The sequence below is a fragment of the Streptomyces sp. NPDC046876 genome, from assembly GCF_040645035.1.
Lineage (GTDB): Bacteria > Actinomycetota > Actinomycetes > Streptomycetales > Streptomycetaceae > Streptomyces.
Map to the genome: position 1 here is coordinate 1 of NZ_JBEYXK010000156.1, position 11,271 is coordinate 11,271.

Sequence of the window (11,271 nt, forward strand, 5' to 3'; positions counted from 1 at the left end):
CGGCGCCCCCGAAAAGGCGCCGCACCCGACCGAACACCTCCCGCCAAGGCCTCGGCCAAGCCCGGACCCGCCCGTCGACGCCACGGGCCGGCAAACCCAGCCCCGCCGGCGCTTGAGGCGCGGTGCCGCGGGGGCAGCGCCCCCGAAACGGCGCCGCACCGGCCCGCCGGAGACCCGGCCCGCTCAGGCCGCCCGCTTCACAGGTCGGCGTTGAGGCGGGCCGCCTGCCGGGTGAGGTGCGTCCGCTCGGCCAGGCTCGGGGCCCGGTGGGCGGCCTCCGCGTAGAGCCGGGCGGCGCCGGCCCGGTCACCGTCCCGTTCGTGCAGCCAGGCGGCGACGGCGGTGTACCGGGGCAGGTCCGGGTCGAGCCCGGCCAGCGCGGCGAGGCCGGCGCGCGGCCCGTCGGCCTCGCCGACGGCCACCGCCCGGTTGAGGCGGGCGACGGGGCTGCCGGTGAGGCCGACGAGTTCGTCGTACCACTCCACGATCTGCGGCCAGTCGGTCTCCTCGGCGCTGCGGGCGTCGGCGTGCAGGGCGGCGATGGCGGCCTGGGCCTGGTACTCGCCGAGCCGGTCGCGGGCCAGGGCGCCCTGCAGGATCCGGATGCCCTCGGCGATGGCCGCCGTGTCCCAGCGGCTGCGGTCCTGCTCGGCGAGCGGGACCAGGCTGCCGTCGGGGGCGGTCCGCGCAGCGCGGCGGGCGTGGTGGAGGAGCATCAGCGCGAGCAGTCCGGCCGGCTCGGGGTGGTCGACGGAGGCGGCGAGCCGGCGGGTGAGGCGGATCGCCTCGGCGGCGAGGTCGACGTCCCCCGAGTAGCCCTCGTTGAAGACCAGGTAGAGCACGCGCAGCACGGTTCCGACGTCGCCGGGCCGGTCGAGCCGGACGCCGGAGACGGTCCGCTTGGCGCGGCTGATGCGCTGCGCCATGGTCGCCTCGGGCACGAGGTAGGCGCGGGCGATCTGGCGGGTGGTGAGGCCGCCGACGGCCCGCAGCGTGAGTGCGGCGGCCGAGGACGGGGAGAGGGCGGGGTGCGCGCACAGGAAGTAGAGGCTGAGGGTGTCGTCGGCGTCGGGCACGGGTCCCGGCTCCGGCTCGCGGTCGACGAGGTCCTCGCGGCGCCGGCGGGCCGCGTCGGCGCGGGTCGCGTCGAGGAAGCGGCGCCAGGCGGCGGTGACGAGCCATCCCCGCGGGTCGCGGGGCGGGTCGGCCGGCCAGACGCGGACGGCGTCGAGGAGGGCGTCCTGCACGGCGTCCTCGGCCGCCGCGAAGTCGGCTCCGCGGCGGACGAGGACGCCGAGGACGCCCGGGGTGAGCTCCCGGAGCAGGGCCTCGTCGACCGCGGCCGCCGGGGCCCCGCCCGGGACGACCGCGTCCGGGGCGGGGCGAGAACCGGGCGCGGGGCCGGCGGCGGGGCCGGGGGCGGTCATGGGGGACCGGTCACTCACTGATCGTGGGCGGCTCGGCCATGAAGGGACGCAGTTCCAGCCACTCGTGGATGGGCCGGCCGCCGGCGCCGGGGGCCGCGGACAACTCGGCCGCCAGCTCCAGGGCCCGGTCGTACGTGTCCACGTCGATCACCATCCAGCCGGCGATCAGGTCCTTGGTCTCGGCGAACGGGCCGTCGGTGACGGGCGGGCGCCCCTCGCCGTCGTACCGGACGAACGTGCCCTCCGGCGCCAGCGCCTGCGCGTCGACGAACTCGCCGGTCTGCTCCAGCTTCGCGGCGAAGTCGCGCATGTACTGGATGTGGGCCGAGACCTCCTCGGGGGTCCAGCGGTCCATGGGGACGTCGTTGCTCGGGGCCGGTGCGCCGCGGTAGTGCTTCAGCAGCAGGTACTTGGCCATGACGGTTCTCCTCGATCCGGTCCGACGCGTCCATTCTGGCCGCGCTCACCCCTGGGACGGAGCCGACGCCGCATCCTCGACATCCCCGCCGAAGATTTTTTCCCGGGCCGCCAAACCCAGCCCCGCCGGCGCTTGAGGCGCGAGGGCACCGCCCCGAAACGGCGCCGCACAGCCAACGCCCCGGCCCATCCAGCCCCGCCGGCGTTTGAGGCGCGGGGGCGCGGGGGCGGAGCCCCCGGAGCGGCGCCGCAGCGAGCCTTCAGGGGTCTAGGTCGGCGCGGGAGTGGGCCTCGAAGAGGCGCATCGCTTCGGAGGTGACCGGGCCGGGGCCGGGCCCGGCCACCGCGCGGCCGTCGACCAGGGTCACGGCCTGGACGTCGCGCAGCGTCGAGGTCAGGAAGATCTCCTCGGCCCGCTCCAGCGCCTCGAACGGCAGGTCCGTCTCCTTGGCCCCCGCCCACTCCACCACGAGGGCCCGCGTGATCCCGGCAAGGCACCCGGAGGAGACGGGCGGCGTGTGCAGCTCCCCGTCGAGCACGACGAACACGTTCGAGCCGGTCCCCTCGCACAGCTGCCCGACGGTGTTCGCGAACAGCGCCTCGGAGGCCCCGGCCCGATGGGCGGCGGCCAGCGCGACCACGTTCTCGGCGTACGAGGTGCTCTTCAGCCCGGCGATGGCGGACCGCTCGTTGCGCACCCACGGCACGGTGATGACGGCGGTGGTGTCGGGCCGCCGCACGCTCTCGCCCAGGGCCACGACGAGGGTGGGCGGGGCGTCCCCGCGGTCGGAGCCGAGCGGGGAGACGCCGCCGGTGTACGTGATCCGCAGGCGGCCCAGCGCCACCGGATTGGCCTCGACGACGGCCGCGCAGGCCGCCCGTACCTCGTCCGGGTCGGGGTCGGGCAGCCCGAGGCCCCGGGCCGAGCGGGTCAGGCGTTCCACATGGCGGGTGAGCGCGAAGACCGCACCGCGTTCCGCCTTCAGGGTTTCGAACACGCCGTCGCCCACGGTCAGCCCGTGGTCGAACACGGACACCTGCGCGCTGTCGGCGTCCCGCAGCGCACCGTCGAGCCAGATCCTCACCGTACGTTCCCTCCGCTCACCCAGGGGTACCGGTCACCTCATGTGCACCGGACGCTACCCTGAGCAGCCGGTGGGCCTTCAGTTCGGTCTCCGCCCACTCGCGCTCCGGATCCGAGCCCCAGGTGATGCCGGCGCCGGTGCCGAAGAGCAGCCGCGGGCCGCCGGGGGCCTGGCGGTCGATCCAGAAGGTCCGGATGCCGACGGCGAGCTCGGCGGTGCCGCGGTCGGCGTCGACCCAGCCGATGCCGCCGCAGTAGGGGCCGCGCGGCGCGGTCTCCAGGGCCTCGATGATCCGCAGGGCGGAGGACTTGGGCGCGCCGGTGACGGAGCCGGGCGGGAAGGTGGCGGCGAGCAGCTCGGGCCAGCCGGCGCCCTCGGCGAGTTCCCCGCTGACGGTGGAGACGAGGTGGACCAGGCCCGGGTGCTCCTCGACGGCGCACAGCTCGGGGACGGCGACGGATCCGGTGGAGCAGACGCGGCCGAGGTCGTTGCGTACGAGGTCCACGATCATCACGTTCTCGGCGTGGTCCTTGGGCAGGAGGTCGGCGGCGGTGCGGCCGGTGCCCTTGATGGGCCCGGACTCCACGTGCCGGCCGGCCCGGCGCAGGAACAGCTCGGGGGAGGCGGTGGCGATCTCGACGCCGTGCGCCGGGAGCCGGATCGTTCCTGCGTACGGGGCGGGGTTGCCGCGGGCGAGCAGGGCGGTGAGGGCGTCGACGTCGGCGCGGTCCGGCTCGGGCAGCGGCGCGGACATCACGCGGCAGAGGTTGGCCTGGTAGACCTCCCCGGCCGCTATGTGCTCGCGGATGCGGCGGACGCCCGCGGTGTACGCGGCGCGGTCCAGGGAGGAGGACCACCGGTCGGCGGCGGGTCCGCGCCAGGCGCCGGGCCGGGGCTCGGGGACGGGCGCGGGGCGGACGTCCCCGAAGCGCGCGCAGACCAGACGCCCCTCGAAGTCTGCGGCGACGGCCCAGAAGCCCGTGGAGTCCAGGGCGGAGGGGTCGCTGGTGACGTCGCGGAGGTCGGTCGCGAGGAGGCCGCCGAAGCGGGCCAGGGGAAGCAGGTCGTGCACGGCTGCGAGTCTATGACCGGTGGCGCAAACCCGCCGTAGAGGTGACCGGCGGGTGACCGCTGGTGATCGATGGGCAGCACGCTGCGGAAACGCGTTTTTGAGCTGGCCCGGGAATCCGCTAGAGTTCAACACGTCGCCAGGGAGCGAAGGGGAAGAACCCCGGAGCGAACACGGTGACAGTGCGGACGTAGCTCAGTTGGTAGAGCACCACCTTGCCAAGGTGGATGTCGCGAGTTCGAGTCTCGTCGTCCGCTCTGAGTGGGGGATCTTCCCGAGAAACCCCGCAACTCCGAGGTGGAGTGGCCGAGAGGCGAGGCAACGGCCTGCAAAGCCGTCTACACGGGTTCAAATCCCGTCTCCACCTCCAAGGACGATTAGCTCAGCGGGAGAGCGCTTCCCTGACACGGAAGAGGTCACTGGTTCAATCCCAGTATCGTCCACTGGATCTTCGGGTCCACCCGCGCGATTAGCTCAGCGGGAGAGCGCTTCCCTGACACGGAAGAGGTCACTGGTTCAATCCCAGTATCGCGCACGCAGTACCGGCACCACCCTGCATCACCTTGTTTGACCTGCGGCTTCGATGCCGCGGCCCGCGCGATTAGCTCAGCGGGAGAGCGCTTCCCTGACACGGAAGAGGTCACTGGTTCAATCCCAGTATCGCGCACCACCCGGAAGCCCCGGCCGTCTCGACGGCCGGGGCTTTCCGTATGCGTGCGCCCCGGGGAGCGGGCCTGACCGGAGGGGGGCGGACGGGCCGGAGGGGCCCCGCTCCCCCGGCGGGGCCCCTCGGCTCAGGTCGGGACCGGGCTCAGGCTCAGGCTCGGGCTCAGGAGGAGAAGAGCATCCGGCCGAAGCCGCCGCGGTGGTGGCCGTGGTGACCGTGGCCGTGGCCGCCGTGGTGCTGCGGGGCGCCCCAGGCGGGCGCGGCGTGCGGGGCCGGGTACGGGGCCGGCGGCGCGGCGGGCGGCGGCACCTGGCCGTACTGGCCGGCGGTGTACTGGGCCTCCAGACGGGTCAGGGCCTCCAGCTCGCCGTAGTCGAGGAAGATGCCGCGGCAGCCGCTGCACTGCTCGATCTGAACGCCGTTCCTGTTGTAGGTGTGCATCATCGAGTGGCACTTCGGACACTGCATGACCGGATCAACTCCTCGCCGTCTGCGTCGACACCGGATGCATGCCCGGTGGCGTGAGGCTCACCCTACGACGGAGACCCCCGGTCCAAGTCGGGCGGGAGCGTAGCGATTCGGGCACAGGACTGCACCATCAGCCGCTCCACGTCGTCGAGTCCGCGGTGGTTTTCTGCCGATTTCGCCAGGGCGAGGGCTGCGGTCTGTACGGTCAGGGCCCGGGCGGCAAGGTCCAGTTCCGGCCAGGGGTCGGAGCCGGGCGGTCCGGCGGCCGGCCCGCCCGCGGCCCGGTAGGCGCCGAGGAAGCGCCCCCAGGCATCCGCGCCGAGCAGCCCGGCGGCGTACCAGGCGGCGGGCCGGGCCAGGTCCCAGGAGGGCGTCCCGACGCCGAGGTCGTCCACGTCGATGAGCCGCCAGCCGCCTCCTGCGCCGTCGCCGTCGCCGCCCGCGCCTCCGGCGCCTGCGCCGGTCCCGGCACTCCCCCGGACCAACTGCCCCAGGTGCAGGTCCCCGTGGCACAGCGCCCCGCCGTCCGGCGCCGGGGCCTCGCCGCGCATCCAGGCGGGCAGGGTCCGGGCCGCGGCCCACACCGGCGCCGGATCCAGCCCCGGGTCGCCGGCGGTCCCCCGGCCCGGCTCGGTGCGGGAGCCGCGCCCCGGGTCCGGCTCCACGTCCGCCGCCCGCGCCAGCCGGGCCAGGGCCCGCCGCAGCTTCGCCGGCCCGCGCATGGGCGGGACCGGGCCGGGCAGCGCCCCGAGCGGTACGCGGTGCAGGGCCGCCAGCAGCCGCCCGGCCGCCTCCCAGGGCGCGTCCTCGGGGCGCTCGGGGTCCACGGGGGCTCCGTACGGCCACAGGGTCACCGGGCGACCCCGCAGGCTCCCGGCCTGGGTGCGCAGCGGCGGCAGCAGCACCCCGGCCAGGGTTCCGTCCGCGGCGATCCGCATCCGTACCGCCAGGGCCTCCTCGTCGCTGTCCACGGCATGCGCCTTCGCCACGACCGGGCCGCACCGCACGACGGTGCCGTCCTCGCGGTCGGCGAGCAGCTCGTACGGGGCGTCCGGCCGGCCGGTGGCGTACGCGGCAAGTGCGGCGGACAGCGGCGCGGCCGGGGCGGGGACGGCGGCCCTCTCGGGGCGGCGGGCGGTGTGCTCCTGGTTCATCGCGGCTCCACGGCTCCCGTCACTCGCCCTCTCGGGAGCAGGTTACGCAGCCGCGGGCGGGCATGGAGAGCCGGCGTGGAGAACGGCCATGGAGAAAGTGCGGGCACGGAAAAGTGCGGGCACGGAAAAGTGCGGGCACGGAAAAAGTGCTGCCCGTCCGACTCCCCAGTCGTACGGGCAGCACCCTTCACCTGCCGTCCGCCGTTCCCCCGTCCCCACGGGGTCCGACGGGCCGATGTCGCGGCCCGGGCCGCTCTCCCGGGCGTGGGGCGCCGCTCAGCGCCCCAGCATCGCACCCACGGACGACGCCTGTGCCGCCACCTGGTCGAATCCTCCGAAGAGGAAGAGCAGGAGGGCGGCCAGAGGGAGCACCATGGCCGCGGCCACCAGCGGGTGGCGCGTACCGGACTCGTGGGCGTGGAACGCGAAGGCCTTGCGTCCGTGCCGTGCCGTGTCCGCCATGGTCCTCTCCCTGTCGTCTGGCTGCGGCGGGCGGTGTGACCTCGGGGGACGAGTGCCGGTGCCCGCCGCATGTCCCCAACACTAGGCGCGCGTACGGGGCCCGGGATCCTGCCCTCGTACCCTTTGGCAGGCCTCCGCGAGGATGAGGGGCGCACCCCCGCGTACTCCCCTGGGTGGAGACCCCTCCCCCGTTGTGGGGGTCTGCCCGGGGGTCTTCCCTGAAGGGATGACCGGAGGGTAGTGAGTTCGCTCACTTCCGTCACTCCCCGCGCATGCGTGTCGGCGGACGGGGTACGGGGGCGGCGACCCGGCTCGTGCGCCCCGCGTACGCGCCCGCCGTCCGCCCCGCACTCGGGCTGCGGCCCGGCTCCGGCGCTCCAATCCCCTTGCCCCGTGGGCCGTTTGGCCGTACGACGGGACGGGCCGGCGGCGTCGGCCCCACCAGCTGAGGAACCCTCAAGTGGGTTGTGGCGCACTGACGATCGATTGCCGCGGAGAGGGCGCGGCCTCTGAGCGCTCGTGGCGGATGGTCCGTAAGCTGTGCCACGTCAACAGGACGACCGGTCAGCGGGGTGGACATGGCGATGATGCGGCTCCGACGCGAGGACCCGCGTGTCGTCGGCTCGTTCAGGCTGCACCGGCGGCTCGGCGCCGGCGGCATGGGCGTGGTCTATCTCGGCTCCGACCGCCGCGGGCAGCGCGTGGCGCTCAAGGTGATCCGGCCGGACCTGGCCGAGGACCAGGAGTTCCGCTCCCGCTTCGCGCGCGAGGTGTCCGCCGCCCGGCGGATCCGCGGCGGGTGCACGGCGCGCCTGGTGGCCGCCGACCTGGAGGCCGAGCGGCCCTGGTTCGCCACCCAGTACGTGCCCGGCCCGTCGCTGCACGACAAGGTCGCCGAGGAGGGCCCCCTCACCGCCGCGCAGATCGCCGCGATCGGGGCGGCGCTGTCGGAGGGACTGGTCGCCGTCCACGAGGCCGGGGTCGTCCACCGCGACCTCAAGCCGTCGAACATCCTGCTGTCGCCCAAGGGGCCCCGGATCATCGACTTCGGCATCGCCTGGGCCACCGGCGCCAGCACCCTCACCCATGTGGGTACGGCCGTCGGCTCCCCCGGCTTCCTCGCCCCGGAGCAGGTCCGCGGGGCCATCGTCACCCCGGCCACCGACGTGTTCGCCCTCGGTGCCACCCTCGCCTACGCGGCGACCGCCGACTCGCCCTTCGGGCACGGCAGTTCCGAGGTCATGCTCTACCGGGTGGTCCACGAGGAGCCGCACCTGGTCGGCGTACCGGACGCGCTCGCGCCGCTCGTACGGGCCTGCCTGGCCAAGGACCCCGAGGAGCGGCCCAGCACGCTGCAGCTGTCGATGCGGCTGAAGGAGATCGCGGCCCGCGAGGCGCAGGGGCTGTCCGACGGGCGCCCGCCGGCGCAGCGGGCCCGCGCCGAGCGGCCCACCGGGCGGCTGGCCCAGCCGTACCCCGAGCAGCGCACGGAGCGCCGTACGGGCGGCACGCCCGCGCCCCAGCCGGCGGGCCGGGGCGCCGCGCAGGGCCCGCACAGCGGCCCCCACTCGCGGCCGTCGTCGCCGCGCCACCCCGGCGGGCCGTCCTCGCGGCCGACCGCGGGGCGCTCGGGGGGCCCGGGGGGCCGCCCGGCTCCCCGTACGACGGGCACGGGGCGGCGGCCGTCGCGGCCGGACCCGCGGCTGATGCGGCAGCGGCTGATCGTGTTCGTGGTGGTCACGCTGATCGTGGCGCTGGGGATCGCGGCGGCCCAGAAGCTCTGACGGCTCACGGGACCTGGGCGCAGGCGGCTCTGGGGCTCTGGGGTCTGGGGCTCTGGTGGTGTCGGCCGGTGGGGGTGCGGTGACGGCTCCGGCCGCTTCCGTCCCGGCTACGCCGGGCGCGTCGCGTAGAACGCCACTGCCGACGCGGCGGCCACGTTCAGCGAGTCGATGCCCTCGGCCATCGGGATGCGCACCCATTCGTCGGCCGCCCGCAGGGCGTGCGTGGACAGGCCGTGCCCCTCGGAGCCCAGCATGATCGCGCAGCGCTCGAAGCGCTCCGGCGGGATCTGGTCCAGCGGCGTGGCCTTGGCGCTGGGCGTCATGGCCAGGATGCGGTAGCCCGCCTCCCGGACCTTCTCCAGGTCGGCCGGCCAGTTCTCCAGGCGGGCGTACGGCACCGAGAAGACCGAGCCCATCGAGACCTTGATGGCGCGCCGGTAGAGGGGGTCGGCGCAGTCCGGGGACAGCAGTATCGCGCTGATCCCGAGCGCGGCGGCGCTGCGGAACGCGGCCCCGAGGTTGGCGTGGTCGACGAACCCCTCGAAGATCGCGATGCGGTGCCCGGCGCCCTCACCGGCGCCCTCCCCCTCCAGGAGCTCGGCAGCCGTCGGCAGCGGCTTGCGCTGCATCGAGGCGAGGGCGCCGCGGTGCACGTGGTAGCCGGTGACCTGCTCGGCGAGCTCCGGGCTGACGGCGTACACCGGGGCCGGGAGCTCGTCGATGACGTCGCGCATGACGTCGACCCACTTGGCGGACAGCAGCATCGAGCGCATCTCGAACCCGGCGTCCTTGGCCCGCCGGATGACCTTCTCGCCCTCGGCGATGAACAGGCCCTCCTCGGGTTCGCGGCGGCGCCGCAGCTCCACGTCGGTCAGGCCGGTGTAGTCGCGCAGGCGCGGGTCGTCGGGGTCTTCGATGGTGATGAGATCAGCCACAGGGTGATACTGCCTTGTCCTGGGTGTGGTGCCAACGTCCCTGGCGGGCGTAGGTCGTTCAGTGGGAAGGGGTGCCGCCGGCGACCCGTACGACCTCGCCGATCACGATGACCGCGGGCGGGCGGACGTCCTCGGCGCGGACCCGCTCGCCGACGGTGGCGAGGGTGGCGTCGACGCGGCGCTGGGTGGCGGTCGTGCCCTCCTGGACCACCGCGACCGGGGTGTCGGCGGGGCGGCCGTGGCGGACCAGCGCCTCCGCGATCAGGCCGATCTTGTCGACGCCCATGAGGATGACGAGGGTGCCGGTGAGCTTGGCGAGCGAGGCCCAGTCCACGAGCGAGCGCGGGTCGTCGGGGCCGACGTGGCCGCTGACCACGGTGAACTCGTGGGCCACGCCCCGGTGCGTGACCGGGATGCCGACGGCGGCCGGCACCGAGATGGAGCTGGAGATGCCCGGCACGACGGTGCAGGGGATCCCCTCGGCGGCCAGGGCCTGGAGCTCCTCCATACCGCGGCCGAAGACGTACGGGTCGCCGCCCTTGAGCCGGACCACGGCCTTGCCGGCCTTGGCGTGATCGATCAGGGCGTTGTTGATGGCCTCCTGGGCCATGTAGCGGCCGTACGGGATCTTCGCCGCGTCGATGACCTCGACGTGCGGCGGGAGTTCGTCGAGCAGGTCGCGGGGGCCGAGCCGGTCGGCGATGACCACGTCGGCCTCGGCGAGCAGGCGGCGGCCGCGGACGGTGATCAGGTCGGGGTCGCCGGGCCCGCCGCCGACGAGGGCCACGCCGGGGGTGTGCGGGCGGGCGGCGGTGAGCGAGCCGTCGCGCAGCCCCTCGACGACCGCGTCCCGCACGGCGGCGGAACGGCGCGGGTCGTTGCCGCTGAGCACGGCCACGGTGACGCCCTCCACGCGGCCGGTGGCCGGGGTCCAGGCGGTGGCGGCCTCGGCGTCGTCGGCGCGCACGCACCACACCCGCTTGGCCTCGGCCTCGGCGGAGGCACGGTCGTTGGCCTCCCGGTCCCGGGTGGCGATCAGCGCGTACCAGGCGCCGTCGAGGTCGCCGTCCTGGTAGCGGCGGCGCTCCCAGCGGATCTCGCCGGTCTCGGCCATGGCGTCCACGGAGGGCGTGGCGGACGGGGAGATCAGGAGGACGTCGGCCCCGGCCGCGACGAGGGCGGGCAGACGGCGCTGGGCCACCTGGCCGCCGCCGATGACGACGACGCGGCGGCCGGCGAGGCGGAGACCTACGGGGTAGGCGGGGTGTGCCGGGTGTGCCATGGCGGTGCGGCTCCTGGTGCGGCGTGGTGTGTACGGCGGGCCGCTGCTGCGCTGGAGCGGCAAGACGGACCGTGCGGGCGCCCGTCCGGCACCACGATACGACCCATCGCCGCTGGTGGTGCTTGCGGGGTGGGACGGTGAGGAAGGTTTTACGCGGGCTTGCGGGGCGGCACTTTCACCCCCTCGAGGCGTCGGGGGCGGGCCGGTGGCTGCCCACCCGCCGCCGCGGGGGTGGGGGCGGGCCCGAGTGCCGCGGTGGGCCGGGAGCGTACGGTGCCCGCGCACACCGCGACGGAACGGGCCGGCCGCCCGGGATCCAGGAGGACGGGATCCGCTCAACCCGAATCAGAGAAGGTATGGGGGCTTCCCGTCAGTCTCATCGTCCTTCCGGGGCGGGACGGGCTGTCAAGAGCGCTCCTTCGTCGCGTCGCTACGCGATGGCCTGCGGCCACTCTTGACAGCCCGTCCCGCCCCGGAAAAACGAAGACTGCCGGGAAACCCCCAAAAGAACGGCACGGTCC

General features: G+C 74.9%; 10 protein-coding genes and 5 tRNA genes. 6 read left to right on the forward strand and 9 right to left on the reverse strand.

The window, feature by feature from the left end:
• Positions 1–197: 197 nt before the first annotated feature.
• From ABZ924_RS36605 to ABZ924_RS36620, 4 genes are all read right to left on the reverse strand, one after another.
• Positions 198–1,427, reverse strand: coding sequence for a DUF6596 domain-containing protein (locus tag ABZ924_RS36605; RefSeq protein ID WP_361919738.1), 1,230 nt, complete (start codon positions 1,425–1,427; stop codon positions 198–200).
• Positions 1,428–1,437: 10 nt separating this feature from the next.
• Entirely contained in the window at positions 1,438–1,845 is a 408-nt protein-coding gene (locus ABZ924_RS36610; protein WP_361919740.1) for a YciI family protein, read from the reverse strand.
• Between the two features lie 259 nt (positions 1,846–2,104).
• Complete coding sequence (locus ABZ924_RS36615; protein ID WP_361919742.1) at positions 2,105–2,929, reverse strand: aminodeoxychorismate lyase; 825 nt, start codon at positions 2,927–2,929, stop codon at positions 2,105–2,107.
• 16 nt (positions 2,930–2,945) lie between these two features.
• On the reverse strand, positions 2,946–4,001 hold the full coding sequence (locus ABZ924_RS36620; RefSeq protein WP_361919744.1) for a chorismate-binding protein: 1,056 nt from the start codon (positions 3,999–4,001) through the stop codon (positions 2,946–2,948).
• A gap of 181 nt (positions 4,002–4,182) precedes the next feature.
• Between ABZ924_RS36620 and ABZ924_RS36625 the strand changes: the two genes are divergently transcribed.
• The 5 genes from ABZ924_RS36625 to ABZ924_RS36645 all read left to right on the forward strand — a co-directional run bounded on the left by ABZ924_RS36625 (position 4,183) and on the right by ABZ924_RS36645 (position 4,668).
• Positions 4,183–4,255 (forward strand) — tRNA-Gly (locus tag ABZ924_RS36625).
• Positions 4,256–4,294: 39 nt separating this feature from the next.
• Positions 4,295–4,368, forward strand: a tRNA-Cys gene (locus tag ABZ924_RS36630).
• A gap of 1 nt (position 4,369) precedes the next feature.
• Positions 4,370–4,441: transfer RNA gene (locus ABZ924_RS36635), tRNA-Val, on the forward strand.
• Positions 4,442–4,461: 20 nt separating this feature from the next.
• A tRNA-Val gene (locus ABZ924_RS36640) sits at positions 4,462–4,533 on the forward strand.
• 60 nt (positions 4,534–4,593) lie between these two features.
• Positions 4,594–4,668, forward strand: a tRNA-Val gene (locus tag ABZ924_RS36645).
• Between the two features lie 159 nt (positions 4,669–4,827).
• Here ABZ924_RS36645 and ABZ924_RS36650 read toward each other — a convergent pair.
• From ABZ924_RS36650 to ABZ924_RS36660, 3 genes are all read right to left on the reverse strand, one after another.
• Positions 4,828–5,133 (reverse strand): zf-TFIIB domain-containing protein, encoded by a 306-nt coding sequence (locus ABZ924_RS36650; RefSeq protein ID WP_361919746.1) that lies wholly within the window; start codon positions 5,131–5,133, stop codon positions 4,828–4,830.
• Positions 5,134–5,198: 65 nt separating this feature from the next.
• Positions 5,199–6,287, reverse strand: coding sequence for a phosphotransferase (locus ABZ924_RS36655; protein ID WP_361919748.1), 1,089 nt, complete (start codon positions 6,285–6,287; stop codon positions 5,199–5,201).
• A 276-nt stretch (positions 6,288–6,563) separates the two neighbouring features.
• Complete coding sequence (locus tag ABZ924_RS36660; RefSeq protein ID WP_361919750.1) at positions 6,564–6,749, reverse strand: hypothetical protein; 186 nt, start codon at positions 6,747–6,749, stop codon at positions 6,564–6,566.
• Positions 6,750–7,327: 578 nt separating this feature from the next.
• Here ABZ924_RS36660 and ABZ924_RS36665 point away from each other — a divergent pair.
• A complete protein-coding gene (locus tag ABZ924_RS36665; protein ID WP_361919752.1) occupies positions 7,328–8,533 on the forward strand; it encodes a serine/threonine-protein kinase in 1,206 nt (401 codons plus the stop codon).
• Positions 8,534–8,640: 107 nt separating this feature from the next.
• Here the strand turns inward: ABZ924_RS36665 and ABZ924_RS36670 are convergent, their stop codons facing one another.
• Positions 8,641–9,468, reverse strand: coding sequence for an RNA methyltransferase (locus ABZ924_RS36670; RefSeq protein WP_361919754.1), 828 nt, complete (start codon positions 9,466–9,468; stop codon positions 8,641–8,643).
• A gap of 58 nt (positions 9,469–9,526) precedes the next feature.
• On the reverse strand, positions 9,527–10,750 hold the full coding sequence (gene cobA, locus ABZ924_RS36675; protein WP_361919756.1) for a uroporphyrinogen-III C-methyltransferase: 1,224 nt from the start codon (positions 10,748–10,750) through the stop codon (positions 9,527–9,529).
• Positions 10,751–11,271 lie beyond the last annotated feature (521 nt).